We start from the raw sequence: 17,341 nt of genomic DNA on the forward strand, positions 1-17,341 counted from the left end.
AAACGTTGCAGACTGTTCTGGCAAAGACTTACGCCAATTGACCAGACAATTTTGCTCTTGGACTGATCGCAATGGCAACGATGCCACAGAATGGCGATGCCAACTTCCCAAGCCTTCATGCGAAACTCTGTTAGGCGCTCGAAGGTAAAACAATAGGGCAGGTACAACGCAGATCACTGAACCAAAAACGGAAAGAGTTAGGATGCAAGGAATTCGAGTTGGATTGCCATTGATCGCGTTATTGGCCTGCGTGGGGACGAATCTTGCCGCCCAAGATCTGCCGTTCATTCAACATCAGAATGTCGTGTATGCGGAAGTTCATGGAATAGCACTCGTCATGGATGTGTTTGTCCCCACGGGCGACAAGAATGGACTCGCAATCATCGACGTTGTGAGCGGGGCATGGCATTCCGACCGCAGCAAAATCCGCGATCACATGCTGACGCAAACGTTTCACATCCTCTGTAAAAAAGGGTACACCGTCTTCGGAATCCGTCCCGGATCAATTTCGAAATTCAGTGCGATCGAGATGCGTCAAAATGTGAATCAAGGAATCCATTGGGTCAAAAGCCACGCAACCGAATACGGCATCGATCCCGAACGTATCGGAATGATGGGCGCATCGGCGGGTGGTCATCTGGCCTGCTTGACTGCCGTCACCGCCGAAGACGGATCACCCATTGATGGGAAGAAGCCGTCGACAGGCGATACGCGTGTGAAGGCGGTCGCCGTCTTCTTTCCGCCAACGGACTTCTTACAATACGGTGACAAAGTGATTGACCCGTCAGCCGATGATCAATTGGGGAAAATCACGCGCCGACTCGCGAACATCGATTCCGAGGAAAATCCTTCGGCGGAAGAGATGTCGCAGATGCTGGCGAAGATCTCGCCTGCACGCCTGGTCACCTCTAAAGCGCCACCGTTTCTGTTAATTCACGGAGATGCTGACCCGCTCGTTCCGCTGCAGCAGTCAGAGACGATGGTATCGGAACTCAAGAAAGCAGGAGTCCCTGCAGAGTTGATCGTGAAAAAGGGCGGGGCCCATCCTTGGTTCACGATTCATGAAGAAGTGCAGGTCATCGCAAATTGGTTCGACAAACAACTGGCCAATTGATGATATCACAAATGACGAAATTGAGGCGACGCCAACGCCTGAGGTGAGGATCTCGCTCCCGATTGCCGGGAGCGAGACCTCACTGGCTGGGTCCTCACCAGGTCGCCCACCGCTCACTTTGCCGACGACTTCGCCTTTTCGAGCGTCATTTCATGGAATTGTTTCCATGTAATGATCTCGATTCCCAACTTCTTGATTTCAGCGAGGACTTCTGGTTCCTCGAAAATTCTACGATCGCCATCGCGATTGGCCGAACTGTTCGTGATCCCTTGTAGTTCGGTATTGTCAAAGCCGCAGTGGATGATGATTTGCGTTACACCGGGCTTAAGCTCACGCAAGGTCTTCAGATAGCTCTTCCGGCGTTCTTCATGGCTAGGACCACTGTAAAACTGTGCCAGGCTATCCAGAATCGGCAAATGTTTGGCATCGAGAGCCCGTCCCAATTCTTGCGCTTTCTCTGCCAGCGCGGGGTACTCTTTTGCCGTGTCGCGGTCCTTGTCCGCGTTGCGGATAAATAGAACGGGCAAATTGTATTCGATCCCCAAATTAACGTAGACCTCTAGAATGTCGGCCCGACTGACAAGAGCCCCCATATGGGTATCAAGGTGCGTCACGGGAATTCCGAACTGAAACGCTCGCTCGATCTGCGCCCGCAACTCCAGTTCAACCTCGCTCGCTCGGGCGCTTGCTGCGACCGCCGGAACGCTTTGGTGTAGATACCCATCCTTATCGAGCAAGCTTGTCACCTTCTCGCGCGGCGCGACGGGGCCCCATCGATAGAATTTCCACTCAGAATTGAGTGCCAAATGCAGCCCAAAATCCTTTTCAGGATGCGCCTTTGCGTAGGCTGCGATTTCAGGAAACCAAGGGCAGGGCACCATAATACTGGCTGACGACACAAATCCGACTTCCATCGATTCGATCGTCGCCAAATTCACCGAGTGCGACATACCCGCATCATCCGCATGGATAATGACGTACTTTCGCCCGTCTTCGGCCAGTAAAAGTCCAGGCAAAAGCGCAAACACCATCACCAAAACAACACGCAACGACATCCAACGAATCCTTCGAATGTAAAAAAGAGGCGTCATTCAAACATGCCGCGAGAACTGGACTTCGGTCGGCAATCCAGTCGGCCACGGCGGCCGGGGCAGATGAACGGGAAACAATGGGTTCATACCCACACGCGACCGGCCACGTGTCAATTGATTCACATAAAGTTCAACGCGCTACGACCTCGTGATCCCCGCGACAATTTTTGGAAGGGGATCAAATGACTTGAGACGGCGAACGATTGCAAGAATCGCTCGCCGTCTCAAGTCATCTAGCACCAAATCAACATCGACGGAAATCGACGCTGACAACTGTCCTGGGTGAGATCACCACTGGTCCGGTGTGTAGTTCACCGGAGTGTTACGCGGAGCATTCACGGCCGTACCTGGAATACTCGGCTTTCGATCATCCGAGAAACGAAACCGGGCTGTCGTCTCGAACAGATCCACCGATGTCGAAGCAGTGGAATCACTTCCCAAGAACGCCTCGTGAATCGAAGGGAGCGACACGCCAACCATTAACGCGACGGCGAGCGCCATCACCGTCGCTGGAATCCAGCCATTAAATCGTTCGCGCTGCCGACGCGTTTCCCATTCGCGGATGCGAGTTGTCAATTGAGGCCAGACACTTCGGCGCGACGATGTCACAACGAACGGTTCGGCTGCGCATCCTTGCAGAACTTCCAGGCTATGTTGCAACTCGTTTCGTCGCTGCGCACATTCCAGACACTCCTCCAAATGCTTGGCGACACCGTTCGTCGTGGCCGCATCTGGAAGATCCTGTCCGATCCAGAGAGAAAGCAACGATTTCACCTGCCGACAATCCATCATTATTCGACCTCTTTACCCTTTCGAGTCGTCACCTTGCGACCGCTTGGCTGCGATGAATCTCGCTCAACAGCTGGAACTTCATCCATCGAAATCGGACACGCCACGCCCGTTGCGCCATCACGTCGTTTCACCCACAAATCGTGAAACATCGAACGAGCCTCAGCGAGCCTCCAACGAACGGTCGCTTCTTTTCGCCCCAGGATGGCGGCGATGTCGCATGTCGAAAAGTTCTGCAACTCACGCAAAATCAAAACCACGCGATAGTTCTCGGGAATCTGCTCCAGAACGGCAGCGACCTCTTGCTCGAGATCCAGTTGCTGACGTGGATCAGCAATTGCCGGATCTGGATCGCGTTCCGTTCCCCGCTCGGAAAATAACAACCACCAACCGCGACGCTTACGCCGACGCAAGTAATCTAGAGTCTGATTGACGCCAATTCGAAATAGCCACGGACCGAACCTTCGAGACGCATCGAACTGCCCAAGTCTCTGGTACGCCTTCAAGAATGCCTCTTGCGTCAGATCCTCGGCCAGTTCCTGACTCTTCACAAACTGAAGAATGACTCGAATCAGTCGACGCTCGTAGCGCGTCACCAATTCACCGAAGGCCGATTGGCTGCCGCGGCGCGCATCTTCAACCAGCCGCGACTCATGCGTCGCGGCGGTCGCTTCGTCCACGCCTGATATTCCGCCCTGCGGTTGTGTCATAATGTTCTGCATTGGGGCACCCGTAAAACAGTTACGTCGCCCGTCTGGAAGATGTTGGAGAGGAATTGAAAAAATGTCCGCTCGATTCTAACGCCGCCCCTGCCCCACGCGTCACGGAAACCCAGAAATTTGACGCCCGAAACCGCAATTCTGCCGGACGTCGCGCCCTTCCGCGACGGCAGACGGGAATGAACACGCGGCCAGTACGCAATCGTAACCGCAGCCGCTCAGAAGCTCTTGCAGAGATTCGGCTTAGCCCTAGACCATACGGGACTTGCATTCGATTTCGCGACGACGAACAATGGCGACGTAACGAGACGCGGGATTGACTGCGGGCACGGCTCGTGGTGGTCCCGCTACCAAATCGTGATGGCGTGTTCGATCAGGCCTCATCGAACGCGAGAAGGAACAGCCCACTTTCTCGTCGCATCGGATCTCCCCTAAAACTCATCAGGAAACGCACATCGTGCAGACGTTTTTGGTCGTCAGCCTGCTTTTGGCCGCCGCCGAGCCGTTACCTGCGGGAAAGTCCGCAATTGAGGTTCAGTTTGGTGACGTCCCGCTAAAACTTTTTACGTACAAACCAAAGGATTATTCCGAGGGCCCGATCATCATGGTTTTTCATGGCGTCCTTCGGAATGCCGAGGAATATCGTGATGATTCGATCGAGATGGCAGAACGTTTTCGGGCGTTGGTCGTCGCCCCGTTGTTCGACGACCAGCTCTTCCCCAAACGCAAATACCAGTTCGGCGGAGTCGTTTTAGACGGCAAGGCCGCCCCGAAAGACGAATGGACGGGGCAATACATCAACCGAATCTCCAAAGAGATCCGCCAGCGCGAAGGACGCCCCAATCTTCCGCTGTATTTGATCGGCCATTCCGGGGGAGGGCAGTTCCTCGTCAGAACAGCCGGATTCGTCGCGACCGACGCCATACGAATTGTCGCGGCAAACCCCGGAACGCACCTGTTTCCAACACGCGCTGCGGAATTTCCATTTGGCTTCAGGGGACTTCCCGATGAATTGCAATCGGACGATCATTTCAAGGCCTACCTCGCCCAGCCACTGACAATCTACTTGGGAAGCCTCGACATCGAACGAGATGAATATCTTGACGTGTCGCCGCCTGCGGACGCCCAAGGGCAATGCCGATTTGAACGGGGCAAGAATGTCTTCGCCGCTGCGAAAGCACTGGCGACAGAACGAAATTGGCCCTTCAACTGGACGCTTGTCATCGCGAACGATGTCGAACACGACCATACGAAAATGTTCAATCACCCCCAGTGCAGTGCCGCCTTCGGCCTGGTCTCGCCTTGATCACACCGCGGCGTCAGCAGACTTTATGAACTCGTCGAGGACCGCCATCCGATCCCCTTCTTCATTGGAGCGGTCACGCGGCCGACATCACCGCGTGAGGTGACGAAGTTGTCTGGAAGGATCATTCGACGGAGTCCATCGTTTCGAATCGGTTGGGAACTTCGACGCCACCCCTAAGGACCGGCCAACTTGTCTATGCCATTGCCGCCCCCGAGTTCAGCCCCCGACGGCAAGCCTGGTCGATCGATCGACGCCGGCAAAGGGCGCATCTTTCCGTGCGATCGCTGTGGAGCGGATCTGGTTTTTTCAATTGGCCAGCAAAGTTTGCAGTGTCCCTATTGCGGCCAGATCCAACGGATTGAACATCAGAATCGTGTGCCAATCGTCGAACGCGACTATCTCAAAATGCTTGCCAAGCTGCAGCGACAGCGCGAATCCAAATCCCTCGAAGAGGACGATCAGGCCACAACGCAGCACGCGGTACGATGCGATTCCTGCGGTGCGGAAGTCGTGTTTCAAGGGACTTTGACCAGTTCATCCTGTCCCTATTGCGCCTGCCCGCTTCAGCGTGACAAGGTTCACGATTCCGTGTCGCGCATTCCTGTCGATGGAATGTTGCCATTTCTTGTGCCCGCTGAAACGGCCGCCGAGAATTTACGCGCGTGGGTCAAGTCGCTCTGGTGGGCCCCGAACGAGTTCTTAAAACAAGGTGCGAGCGGCAAATTCAATGGTGTTTATCTACCATTCTTCACGTTCGACACTTTGGCATATACCACGTACACGGGACGCCGCGGCGATGCGTATTTCATCACGGTCGGTGAGGGTAACAATCGCCGGACGGAACGGCGCGTGAACTGGTCGAGTGCCGGTGGCGAATTCGAGCAGTTCTTTGACGACGTCCTGATCATTGCCGCCAACGGTCAACACGCCGACCTGGTGCGAAGCCTCGAACCGTGGCCACTGGATTCCTTAATCTCGTTTACTCCAGAAGTTCTCGCCGGATTCTTCTCACGGACCTATGACATCCCCCTGGAAGACAGCTTCAGCTACGCGCGGCAACTGATCGAGGCCGCACTGGCCCAATCCGCACGTCAGCGGATCGGCGGTGACGAACAGCAGATCACGTCCCTTAACGCAAACTATTCCCGGATCACTTACAAGCACCTGTTGCTGCCCGTCTGGCTCTTGGCATATCGATATCGAAACGAGACCTACCAAGTCATGATCAACGCCACGACTGGCGTCGTGTCGGGGCAAAGACCCTACAGTGCCGTAAAGATCGCGTTTGCAATCACGCTGGCCGTGATCGTGGCACTATTCTTCTGGGGACTTTCAGGATCATCAGACGGCATTCACTTCTCAGCAAATGATCTGCAGTTTGGACAAGAAATCCACTTCGGCAGGTAAAACCCCGTTGCGACGAACCGGGGATACTGGAATCAACTTCGAATCCCAAGGCGAGTCTATCCACATCACACGATGAGCCGCGAAATTCGCCCCCGAGAGATCTCGGCTCCTTCCTCATGCAACTTCGACAATCAGCGCCCGCGCAACCAGCCCACACGTTTGATCCCGGCGTTGAAAGGCATCGCAGATGACTTGAACGCCTCTGTTTGGAAATCAGGAATCGAGAACGGATTCATTTCCCTCAATCCTTCTTGCAGTCGTCATCGGGCGAGTCCGTCCAAAGCATCTGAACTTTGCACTTTGTCATTCCTCCTAACCGAACGGGCGGCATCGGCTTCGCGCTGGCGTCATGAAGATACTCAAGCAATCCGGTCCCAGACGCCTGCATGTGGCTGAACATGATTCCAGACGAGTCGTGCTCGTCCATGCCAGCAGCATGAATCAATTCATGGACAACGACCATCTCCTGCTGATCTTTCGTGGGACTTTTCACGCGTCCAGGCAGGAAAATACACGCGAAAAACGTCTCTTTCAGACGGTCGTCCGTCACCACAGATGTCTGTCCGTCAAGTTCATCCGGCTTGAACTCTGGCTTTGTTTTGAGTGTCTGACCGTAGTAGGGGTACTGCTGCGGTCCATTCGCGGCAAGGATGACCACATTGGCCGACTTTTCATCCTCCGCTGGCACCATTTTTACTCCAAATCCCAATCCATTGAAGGTGGTCATCCCCTTCGTCACGGCCGCAGACCATGCGGTGGCTTTGTTGTGAACCGTTAATTGTCCCGTTCGTTTGATGCGCTTTAACCACGGTGTCGACATTCCATAACCCTTCGGACGGGGCCACACAGTTATGCACCCCGATATCGTTTCGATTTTCGATCGCCAACAAAGACGAGCCATCGATAAAGGCCGAGTCGAACTGCAACGTCTCGCTCAACCTCCATTCCTCGCTCGCACGTGACACTCGTAGCGAAGTTCACGCCGAAATGTTACGCACACCAGGTGTCGAGATTACAACATTTTAACGATCTGGAATTCTCGGCGGTCATACTATTGGACTGACCGGGTGTTCTCCTCACCGGTCAGTCACGGTAGCGTCGCGGGTAGCAGAACAGTTTCTGTTGCTCGCGGCGTTTTTGACGAGCGAACAGATGACGACTCGCGACGCGCACCATGGGCGCTGGAATATCGTGCATGGGCGGTCAGGGAAGGTACGGGACGATGCTCCTCACGTATGACCGTCATCGTCTCAGACCGTTGTCGCAAATGCCCGTTACAGACTCGCGTGCAAAATTCGCTCGACACCTTGTGAAACCAGTAAACCGGCTACGGTTTGACCGAGTTCTTTCGCCTTCGAAACATCCGCGGACGCATGAGCCATCCAGCGGCGATGACCGTCCAAAGGCAACACGACCGCCTCCAACTGTAACGCATTCCCGACCACCTGGGTTCGAACACCAAGTGGCGCATGGCAACCCGCTCGCAATGTCGAAAGCAGGCTTCGCTCAGCGGTGACACTGGACCAGGTGGGGCCATCAGTGACCCGCATCAGCAACGAACGAAGATCCGAATCATCCGTCCGACACTCAACCCCGACTGCCCCCTGTCCCACTGCCGGATACATGTCGGGCGGCGCGATCTCAGACTGGATGCGATTCTCCCAACCGAGTCGGGTAAGCCCTGCGGCGGCAAGGACAATTGCATCGTATTCGCCTGAATCCAGCTTCTTCAGCCGCGTATCCAGGTTGCCACGGATCTCGGAAAGACTCAGATCGGGACGCAAGAAACGGAGCTGCGCCTGACGGCGAGGACTACCCGTTCCAATTCGAGCACCCGTCGGAACATCAGCTAGCGTTCGCCCCATTGAGCCAGTGGGCAGAATCAACGCGTCGTGCGTCAGTCCTCGAACGGGCGTCGCGGCGAGCGTTAATTCTGCGGGACCATCCGTCGGCAAATCCTTCAAACTATGGACGGCGAGGTCGGCACGACCGTCCAGGATCGCCACCTGTACTTCGCGCGTGAACACTCCAAAACTTCCGAGTGCCCGCAAGGTTTCCGTCTGATCGCGATCACCCGTCGTGGAAATATGCACCAATTCAACGGAGACGTGTGGCGCCACCTGGCGAATCAGATCGGCAATATAGTTTGACTGCCACAAAGCGAGCAGACTTGAACGAGTGGCGATCTTCAACGTCGTGCGGGGAAAGTGTTGCAATGTAGTCTCGACTCAAACTGCTGATGAAAAGAAAACGCCCGTCGAACCACTTCCATGCGAAAATCGAAGCACATTCCCATGCTGGACGACAGACCTGAATCGGCCCTGATTACGAACGTCGCGGACGGGGCGTAGTCGGTTGTTCATCCGACGATTCCTCGTCGAATTTCAGATTCAACTCGGCACTCGAAGGGATCAACAATGGCTTGCGAGAAGCCGCGGGCACCGGCGGCGGAATCGGAGGCACACCGCGTGGACTTGCGTTCGGCTTCTCCGTCCCTTTGCCGTTTTTGGCCCCACCAGCTTTTGCAGTCGCAGGGATCTCGCTTCGAAGCGTGAAATGAATGTCACCAATGGTGATCTCATCGCCCACGGTGATCATCGCTTCTTTTTCCACCCGATTGCCGTTCAGAAACACGCCGTTCGTACTGCCCAGGTCACGGATGATCAACGTCTCGTTGACTTGCGCGATGCAACAATGCTTGCGTGAAATCTTTCGGCTGTTCGTCAGTGATACGTCGCAATCGGATTGCCGTCCAATCAACACAATGGCCTTTTCCAATGGAATCAGGCTTTGATTGGCGTCGACGGGAACCAGGAAGGCCGGCATTAATACACTCTCCTCAGTGGGATCATCGTCATGATAAGCGTACTAACCCCGATTGGAAACCCGATTTCCAGCACGTCGGCCCGTTTCATCTCGAGCCACACGGCGCCAGACGGTCACAAAGCACTTTGGCGACACGGCGAGTGACACCAGGCAAAGGCTTGAACGCAAATCTGTGCCAGGCAGGCCAATTCCGCCGAAATTAGATGCCTCGCAATCCAAATTCACTTGCCGAATACCGTTACAACCGGTAATTTCCGCTCGTTCCCATCTCACTCACTGTCCGCAACCGGCAACTTTCCACATTTTTGTGCGAGTTCACTGGCGGGAGCATGACGCTTCGCGGAATGAGATGCGTTTTGAACGGATGTCAAAACTTTGAACCAACGTGCTTTCCGCCAAGGAGCTCAAGGATGAGCCGACTCAGCGTTTACTGGCCGGACGAGACGAACTCGTTATTTGCCACAACGGACGATTCCATGATTCTGCCATTTCCAAAGTCGCGGATCGCATCTCGACTGAGATTTCAACCGCAGGAAATGGATGTTGTGACGCGGGCACGGGTTCTCTACGCAAACAGATCCTGCCAGGACTGTGGATATCCGGTTGTTGAACCGATCGAACTGCCTGACTCCGCTGTGAACCTGAGTGGACTTTCCATTCCAGGTACAGCAACTCTCGTCGGCTTTCGCTGCCAGGGTTGCCAGACGGAATGGTCCGTCTGACAACAATTCGATTTCTCGACGACTCGCTCAATAACATCCGCGCAGACGTGAACGAATCCACGTCCGCTGTCGCATGCTCGCACGTGCCAGAAGCGATTTGCTCGTAATCGTGCTATCGTGACCAGCAGGCGGACATCCGCCGTGGAGCGGTTCCTACGTTGCAAGTTGCGATCGGGATGAATGCCTGTGGAAACGTTGACAAGCCTACTCAACACACTTCCACAGCAGGGCCGACTGCGCTGGATTGGAGTGCGCCCCGCACGATTGACACCGGTACAGTCTGTCGAAAAGGCCATACTTTTCGTTGGCCGCGGGATCGAAGGTGATCATCGGTTCGGTGGCCGAATCGGCTCAAAACGGCAGGTCACGCTCATTCAGTACGAGCATCTACAAGCCGTTGCATCGCTTTTGCATCGAGACGATGTCGCGCCAGAACTTGCCCGTCGTAATCTGGTGATCTCGGGCCTGAATTTATTGGCCCTTAAGGGTAAGCAATTTCGCATTGGCGAGGTCTGCCTCGAGTATAGCGGCCCCTGCGAACCTTGTTCACGCATGGAATCGGTCCTGGGTCCCGGTGGTTACAATGCGATGCGTGGTCACGGTGGCATCACCGCAAAGGTCATTGTCGGGGGCACAATTCACGTCGGCGACGCGATGAGGGCAATCCCCTCGCCACAATCTCAATCCTCACCTCGATGACCAGTGGAAACTCGAAGCAGATTCTGCTTCACCAGGCCCCTCTCGCCGCAAACTTGAATCAGCCTCGCAAAAACACCGTGCTCCAGACCCTTGACTCTGTAGTAAAGTACGGGCCGTATCATGGAGTCACTGACGAGCGTTGGCAACGCGGTGTATCTTGAGACAAGGTCACTGCCGCTGAATTGACGCTTGCGCATTTCCAACACGGACTCTTCGCGGATGCTTGCCATGTCTGATTCACTTCCCCAACTGAATATCTTGTCGGATTCGAACATCGATCCGGTATGCGGGATGGCGGTCGATCCAGCTCACTCTGCCGGCTCATTTGCCCACGAAGGGACAACGTACCATTTTTGCAGCACGTCATGCCTTCAGCGTTTTCGGGCCAATCCCCAATCGTTTCTGTCGAAAGTCAATGATGCCGCACCGCGCGAACCTCATCCTCACACAAGAAGTTGCTGCCATGGACACGCCACACCTTCAGTGACGTCATCCAGTACCAAGAAGTACTTCTGCCCAATGTGCGACGGAGTTGAATCCGACGTTCCAGGTGACTGTCCGAAATGCGGCATGGCGCTTGAGCGCAATCCCGCCTGGGTTGCCTTGGATTCGACGCCCCCAATCTATACCTGTCCGATGCACCCCGAAATCCAGATGGACCATCCCGGAGATTGCCCCATCTGTGGAATGGCGTTGGAGCGCCAAACCATCACAGCAGCCCCTGCCGTCGAGGAAGACACAGAACTGCGCGATCTGACAACCCGGCTGTGGATCGGCGGACTCCTCACGCTGCCGGTTTTCGTGATGGCAATGACACATCTATTGCCATTCAACGTTGCCTGGGCGGATAGTTCGATTGCGCGATGGACTCAATTTGCGCTGACAACGCCCGTGGTGGGATGGGCGGGATGGCCATTCTTCCGCCGGGGCGGCAGATCGTTGATCTCCGGCCACTGGAACATGTTTACCCTGATCTCCCTCGGCGTCGGTGCAGCATATTTCTTTAGTGTCATCGCAATGTTGGTTCCGGGGGTGTTTCCCCACACCATGCAGCACGGGGGCCACGTCCCGATCTATTTCGAAGCCGCAGCCGTCATCATTGTGCTGGTACTCTTCGGACAAGTACTGGAACTGCGAGCCCGAAGCCAAACGGGCAGTGCAATTCAGGCACTCTTGCGACTGGCACCACCCATTGCACGTCGTATTGGTGTCAACGGCGACCAAGAAGTTCCTCTGGATCAAGTCAAAGTAGGTGACCTGCTTCGCGTCGTTCCCGGTGACCGAATTCCCGTTGACGGAGAAGTCATCGAAGGAAGCTCGTTCGTCGAAGAGTCGATGATGACAGGCGAACCCTTGCCGGTCGAGAAGAAGGCGGGGGGCAACGTCACCGGGGGAACGGTCAACGGACGCGGCAGTTTCGTCATGCGCGCGGATCGGGTTGGTCGCGACACGATGCTCGGACAAATTGTTGAGATGGTCGCTCAGGCCCAGCGAAGTCGTGCACCAATTCAACGCGTCGCCGATCAAGTTGCAGGAGTGTTTGTGCCTGCCGTCCTCGCAATTTCGGTCATCACATTCGCGTTATGGCTGTGGCTTGGCCCAGAGCCGAAACTCGCGTATGCCATCGTCAATGCGATCGCCGTCCTGATCATTGCTTGCCCCTGCGCACTGGGTCTCGCAACACCGATGTCAATCATGGTTGGTATCGGTCGCGGCGCACAAGAAGGAGTCTTGGTCAAGAATGCGGAAGCGCTCGAGCGACTGGAACAGGTCACGACTCTTGTATTCGACAAGACCGGGACGCTGACCGAAGGTCAACCCACACTGACGGAAGTCCTCCCCCAACCCGGATTCGATGCGAACGATCTCCTTCGGGTTGTGGCATCACTCGAAATTCACAGCGAACATCCGATCGCCGCCGCCGTTGTCCGCGGCGCCAAATCTCAGCAACTTGAACTCGTCAGCACCTCTGATTTTCATTCTGTAACTGGCGCCGGGATTGTGGGAACCGTTGATGGCCACTCTGTCATCGTCGGAAAGCGAGATCTGCTGCATGCGCAACCGATTCCCGGCCTGGATCGACTTGAATCGATCGCAGCCCCATTTCAAGAGCAGGGCCAGACAAGCATGTTTGCGGCGGTGGACGGCCAACCCGCGGGAATTCTGATTGTCAGCGATCCCGTGAAGGGGACCACCCGCCAGGCACTCGAACAACTACGGGCGCTCGGGCTGGATCTGGTAATGCTGACCGGGGACAACCAGCGAACGGCCGATGCCGTCGCCAAGTCACTGGGAATCGAGAACGTCCGAGCCGAGGTCGAACCAGCAGAGAAAGCGAAAGCCATTGCAGAGTTGCACTCGAGCGGCGAGAAGGTCGCAATGGCCGGCGACGGAATTAATGACGCCCCGGCGCTAAGTGCGGCCGATGTTGGAATCGCGATGGGCACAGGAACCGACGTGGCGATCCAAAGCGCGGGAATCACCCTGATCAAAGGGGATCTCCGCGGAATCGTCAAGGCGGTTCGCCTAAGCCGCCTGACCATGTCAAACATCCGACTGAACCTATTCTTCGCCTTCATCTACAACGTGCTCGGTGTCCCCGTCGCAGCGGGAATCCTGTATCCGATGTTCGGCGTGCTGATGAGTCCAATGATTGCAGGAGCCGCAATGAGTCTCAGTTCCGTGTGCGTGGTCGGCAACGCCTTGCGATTGCGTAACGCGAAACTCTAATGGAGCATCCAAACGGAATTCACTTTTTGATGAACTCGCGAGGATGAGGGTCGTGGTCCAGTTGCACCTCGCGAGCTTGTCAACAGACAGGGGCCTTGCAATGAGAACGCCTGGCCCGACTTTTGGACATGGATACACAAATGATTGTGTTCTTCGACATCGACGATACGTTAATCGACCATAGTCGTGCGATGCAATTCGCTGTGAGACAAATTCATCAACAGTATCAACTTAGCAGTCAACGAAATCAATTTGAGGAAGCGTGGAGACTCGCTCACTTTCGCCACTACCCTCGCTATTTGCGAGGTGAGATCACTTACGACGCGTTACGGCGTATCCGCGTGCGCGAAACGGTTGCCCCAGATCTGGATGATCAGCAAGCAGACGCTTTGTTCGAGACGTACCTCTTGGCATATCGTGCCAATTGGATGTTGTTCGACGACGTCAGTTTTTGCCTGCAACAGCTGTCAAGTAGACACTTGGGAATTATTTCGAACGGTCCGGCGGACGAGCAGCGTAATAAACTTCATGACATGAAGATCGCACCCCATTTTTCGATGATCTTGATTTCCGCAGATTGCCGAATTCCGAAACCCCGTCGTGAAATCTTTCAAATCGCTTGCCAGAAGGCACGCGTCCGGGTTGAAGATGCGATTTACGTTGGCGATCACCCAGAAATCGATGCCGTCGCCTCTCAAAAAGCAGGCCTGCGAGCCATCTGGCTCAATCGATCAAATCGAGACTCGCATCCACAATCCATTGAGACAATCCATTCGCTGCGCGAGCTGCCTCGTCTCGTGTCCTAATCGCGGAACGCGACGTCACATGTGTTGCGTCAACACGTCATTAAGACAACATCCGGCATCAATGGACAATCGATGCGCGGCGTTTCATCGCCGAATCAAGAGCTGCGGCGAGCTTGTGCTGCTCAACGGGCTTTACGAGATGGCGATCAAATCCCGCACACAGCGCGCGACGTTGGTCATCGTCCTGTCCGTAGCCGCTGAGCGCGACTAAGTAGACGGGCGAAAGCGCCGCTTCCGCCCGCAACGCTTCGGCAAGAGCGTAGCCATCGAGGCCTCCCGGCAGCCCGAGATCAGAAATGACGACTTCCGGTAAGAACAGACGCGCTTGGGCGAGCCCATCGGGCCCATCAAAGGCAACGGCAACTTGATGGCCCATCAATGTGAGTAAGAGTTTTAGCGTGAGCGCGGCATCGCGATTATCCTCGACAAGCAGAATTCGCAATCGGGATTGAGTTGTCTCCGCGACCACGACGTCTGGTGAATCCGGCGTTTCTGCTTGAGGCTCGGCCAGTGGCAAGCGAAGCGTGAAGGTTGAACCTCGACCGGGGCCAGGACTTTCAGCCGTCACAGTCCCTGAATGCAACTCGATCAGTCCGCGGACGAGTGCAAGCCCCAACCCAAGCCCCCCTTTGTCACGTTCGAATGTTTGATCCGCCTGCGAGAACGGTTCGAACAACCGCTTCTTCACGGTTTCGTCCAGGCCAGAACCTGTATCCTCAACGATAACAACGGCTTGCCACGTGCTCGCATCACGCTCCGCTCGCACGCGCACCCGTCCACCACCAGGCGTGAACTTGCGCGCGTTGTGAAGCAGATTTCCGACGACCTGAGCGAGCCGGATTGGATCACCCTCGACGTCGATTCGATCATCTGGCACGGTCACCTGCAGCTCGACCCCCGCCTCGGTAATTGTGGCGCGATAGTCTTCCGCCGTCTGACGCACGACCGTGGCCAAATCGCAGCGTTCCGATCGTAACCGAACTTTCCCTCGAGCGATGCGAGCGACATCAAGCAGATCGTCTACCAGCCTGGCCATATGTGACACCTGCCGTGAAATAATCTCACGTGCCTGGGCCACGTCCGACTTTGCCAACCCTTCCAGACGCAGAATTTCGACGGCATTTCGCACTGGCGCCAATGGATTCCGCAGTTCATGCGCCAGCATTGCCAGGAATTCATCCTTTCGCTGATCCGCTTCCTGAAGTGCTTGCGAATACTGTCGGCTCTCTTTGAGCAATCGAGTGATCTCTTCGGTCGCCGATTTCAGTTCGTCTCGTTGCTGTGCGACCTCCTGCCGCTGCCGAAACAATTCGAAGAAAACCTCCGCCTTACTCCGAAGAATATGCGTCTCCAGCGGCTTCTCCAAAAAATCGACAGCGCCAGCCTCGTATCCACGAAATCGGCGGCTCCTGTCCGTACTTCCCGCCGTCAGAAAAATGATCGGCACGCGACGCGTCCGCTCCGTTCCTCGCATGAGTTCGGCAAGTTCAAAGCCATCCATTGCAGGCATTTGAATGTCAATGAGCGCCAGCGCGATGTCATGCCTGAGCAGTAACTCAAGTGCTTCGACGCCGGAACGTGCTAATAAGAGCTTCAGGCCATCTCGACGCAGCAATCCCTCCAGTGCCAAGAGATTCTCTTCGAGGTCATCGACGAGCAGGAAATAGACGGGTTCTGTCGCAGGCGTCGTCATTTTCGAGTTACGGCCTCCTGTAGAAAGACCGCAATTTCGGGGATGCTGAGCGATCGAGCGGTGTGGCACGCTTCCAGCGCCGCCTGAGGCATGGTCTTCGCCTGGGCCTGATCCGGTCGTTGCACGAGCGCGACGCCGCCTGCATCCGTCACTGCTCTTAAACCTCGCGACCCGTCACAATTCGCCCCAGTCAGAATGACACCGATCAAAGCCGGGCCAAAGATATCCGCAGCCGATTCAAACAAGACATCAATCGATGGTCGCGAGAAAAGCACTGGAGCTTCGCTGGAAAGCGACAGACGAAGGTCGGCCTCCACGAGCAAGTGATAATCCGGTGGAGCGAAATACACGGTCCCCGATTCCATAGGCTCTTTGTCTTCGACCTCCCGCACATCCATTTGGCACTTTGATTTCAAGACACTCGCCAAGAGGCTCTTTCGATCCGAGGGTAAATGCACGACAGTCAAGACTGGCAATGGGAAGTCGCCAGGAAGCGCGGGCAAGAGGACCGAGAGCGCTTCGACCGCCCCAGCGGACGCTCCAATGACGACGGCCTCCGGAGGTACCGCCACGGGGGCAGGCTGTCGCTCGCGACTCAACGCGTTCATACGGTGCCTCGCTTTTGATAGATCTTTTCGTCTCGCGAGAATTCCACAAAGGACTCAGAGTGTCGTGAGAATCGTAAGCTCTCTTTGGCTCCCAATCCCAGAAATCCCTTGCGAACCAATGAATCAGAGAAGAGACCGACCGCCCGATCCTGAATCCCGAGATCGAAATAGATCAACACATTTCGGCATGAAATCAACTGGACCTCTGCGAATACGGCATCCGAAACCAAACTATGATCCGAAAAGACAGCACGTTGTCTTAGTGACTTATCAAAGACCGCGGCGCCATACGCCGCGGTATAGTAGTCGGAAAGCGATGACTTTCCGCCTGATTTGCGGTGATTCTCTGTGAACAAGGGAATGCGTTCAAGTGGATAGACGCCCGCTTCAGCCCGTTTCAGCGCATCGGGATTAATATCAGTCCCATAAAAGAGAGTTTTCTCTTCCAAACCCTCTTCTCGAAAGAGGATCGCCATCGAATAGAGTTCCTCGCCCGCGCTACAACCCGCGACCCACACCTTAAGCGAAGGATAGGTCCTCAGGTGAGGCACGACTTGTTCGCGAATCGCTCGAAAGTAGTCCGGATCACGAAACAGCTCGCTGACCTGTACGGTCAGATACGACAGCAATTCCGGAAGCACCGACGAATCGTGCAAGACGCGATCCTGCAATTGTGAGAATGTCGAACAACCGAAATGGTCTCTGGCTTGAGTCAGCCGACGCTTTACGGATGCCATCGAGTACCCCCGAAAGTCATAGTGGTACTTTCGGAAAATGGCCTCGAGCAGAAGCCGCAGTTCAATATCGTCCGTTTTATCTGCCACGTGCCGA

16 protein-coding genes are annotated in these 17,341 nt (G+C 55.3%); 7 read left to right on the forward strand and 9 right to left on the reverse strand.

The features are described 5' to 3' along the window. Window positions 1-202: 202 nt before the first annotated feature. Entirely contained in the window at window positions 203-1,114 is a 912-nt protein-coding gene (locus OSO_RS0119455) for an alpha/beta hydrolase (RefSeq protein WP_010584852.1), read from the forward strand. Window positions 1,115-1,227: 113 nt separating this feature from the next. On the opposite strand, the gene OSO_RS0119460 is transcribed toward OSO_RS0119455, so the two are convergent. From OSO_RS0119460 to OSO_RS0119475, 3 genes are all read right to left on the reverse strand, one after another. Further along, entirely contained in the window at window positions 1,228-2,169 is a 942-nt protein-coding gene (locus OSO_RS0119460) for a polysaccharide deacetylase family protein (RefSeq protein WP_010584853.1), read from the reverse strand. A gap of 324 nt (window positions 2,170-2,493) precedes the next feature. Next, window positions 2,494-2,997 carry an anti-sigma factor family protein gene (locus OSO_RS0119470; RefSeq protein WP_010584854.1) on the reverse strand — a complete coding sequence of 168 codons (504 nt, stop codon included), beginning with the start codon at window positions 2,995-2,997 and terminating at the stop codon, window positions 2,494-2,496. Continuing rightward, window positions 2,997-3,716: an RNA polymerase sigma factor gene (locus OSO_RS0119475; protein WP_157605347.1), complete on the reverse strand. Its 720-nt coding sequence runs from the start codon at window positions 3,714-3,716 to the stop codon at window positions 2,997-2,999. The genes OSO_RS0119470 and OSO_RS0119475 overlap by 1 nt, the downstream gene beginning before the upstream one ends. 454 nt (window positions 3,717-4,170) lie before the next feature. Here OSO_RS0119475 and OSO_RS44265 point away from each other — a divergent pair, with 454 nt between their 5' ends. Further along, window positions 4,171-5,019 carry an alpha/beta hydrolase family protein gene (locus OSO_RS44265; protein ID WP_010584856.1) on the forward strand — a complete coding sequence of 283 codons (849 nt, stop codon included), beginning with the start codon at window positions 4,171-4,173 and terminating at the stop codon, window positions 5,017-5,019. 195 nt (window positions 5,020-5,214) lie between these two features. After that, window positions 5,215-6,426, forward strand: coding sequence for a TFIIB-type zinc ribbon-containing protein (locus OSO_RS0119490; RefSeq protein WP_010584857.1), 1,212 nt, complete (start codon window positions 5,215-5,217; stop codon window positions 6,424-6,426). A gap of 241 nt (window positions 6,427-6,667) precedes the next feature. Here the strand turns inward: OSO_RS0119490 and OSO_RS0119500 are convergent, their stop codons facing one another. From OSO_RS0119500 to OSO_RS48280, 3 genes are all read right to left on the reverse strand, one after another. Beyond that, window positions 6,668-7,246, reverse strand: a complete 579-nt coding sequence (locus OSO_RS0119500) for a hypothetical protein (RefSeq protein ID WP_010584858.1) — start codon at window positions 7,244-7,246, stop codon at window positions 6,668-6,670. Window positions 7,247-7,700: 454 nt separating this feature from the next. Next, window positions 7,701-8,642, reverse strand: a complete 942-nt coding sequence (gene hemC, locus OSO_RS0119510) for a hydroxymethylbilane synthase (RefSeq protein WP_010584859.1) — start codon at window positions 8,640-8,642, stop codon at window positions 7,701-7,703. A gap of 109 nt (window positions 8,643-8,751) precedes the next feature. After that, window positions 8,752-9,252 carry an FHA domain-containing protein gene (locus OSO_RS48280; RefSeq protein WP_010584860.1) on the reverse strand — a complete coding sequence of 167 codons (501 nt, stop codon included), beginning with the start codon at window positions 9,250-9,252 and terminating at the stop codon, window positions 8,752-8,754. A 410-nt stretch (window positions 9,253-9,662) separates the two neighbouring features. Between OSO_RS48280 and OSO_RS0119525 the strand changes: the two genes are divergently transcribed. From OSO_RS0119525 to OSO_RS0119550, 4 genes are all read left to right on the forward strand, one after another. Continuing rightward, on the forward strand, window positions 9,663-9,974 hold the full coding sequence (locus tag OSO_RS0119525; RefSeq protein WP_010584861.1) for a hypothetical protein: 312 nt from the start codon (window positions 9,663-9,665) through the stop codon (window positions 9,972-9,974). Between the two features lie 180 nt (window positions 9,975-10,154). Further along, window positions 10,155-10,673, forward strand: a complete 519-nt coding sequence (locus OSO_RS0119535) for an MOSC domain-containing protein (protein ID WP_010584862.1) — start codon at window positions 10,155-10,157, stop codon at window positions 10,671-10,673. A 228-nt stretch (window positions 10,674-10,901) separates the two neighbouring features. Next, the gene (locus tag OSO_RS0119545) at window positions 10,902-13,403 is read left to right on the forward strand and encodes a heavy metal translocating P-type ATPase (protein ID WP_010584864.1); all 2,502 of its coding nucleotides are present in this window, start codon (window positions 10,902-10,904) and stop codon (window positions 13,401-13,403) included. Between the two features lie 140 nt (window positions 13,404-13,543). Further along, a complete protein-coding gene (locus OSO_RS0119550) occupies window positions 13,544-14,209 on the forward strand; it encodes an HAD family hydrolase (protein ID WP_010584865.1) in 666 nt (221 codons plus the stop codon). Between the two features lie 58 nt (window positions 14,210-14,267). On the opposite strand, the gene OSO_RS0119555 is transcribed toward OSO_RS0119550, so the two are convergent. From OSO_RS0119555 to OSO_RS0119565, 3 genes are read right to left on the reverse strand one after another with little or no spacing between them, the layout of a single operon-like run. After that, on the reverse strand, window positions 14,268-15,902 hold the full coding sequence (locus OSO_RS0119555; RefSeq protein WP_010584866.1) for an ATP-binding response regulator: 1,635 nt from the start codon (window positions 15,900-15,902) through the stop codon (window positions 14,268-14,270). Further along, on the reverse strand, window positions 15,899-16,510 hold the full coding sequence (locus OSO_RS0119560; protein WP_010584867.1) for a chemotaxis protein CheB: 612 nt from the start codon (window positions 16,508-16,510) through the stop codon (window positions 15,899-15,901). The genes OSO_RS0119555 and OSO_RS0119560 overlap by 4 nt, the downstream gene beginning before the upstream one ends. Continuing rightward, window positions 16,507-17,334 carry a CheR family methyltransferase gene (locus OSO_RS0119565; RefSeq protein WP_010584868.1) on the reverse strand — a complete coding sequence of 276 codons (828 nt, stop codon included), beginning with the start codon at window positions 17,332-17,334 and terminating at the stop codon, window positions 16,507-16,509. The genes OSO_RS0119560 and OSO_RS0119565 overlap by 4 nt, the downstream gene beginning before the upstream one ends. Between the last annotated feature and the right edge of the window lie 7 nt (window positions 17,335-17,341).

This window comes from Schlesneria paludicola DSM 18645, assembly GCF_000255655.1.
Classification (GTDB): domain Bacteria; phylum Planctomycetota; class Planctomycetia; order Planctomycetales; family Planctomycetaceae; genus Schlesneria; species Schlesneria paludicola.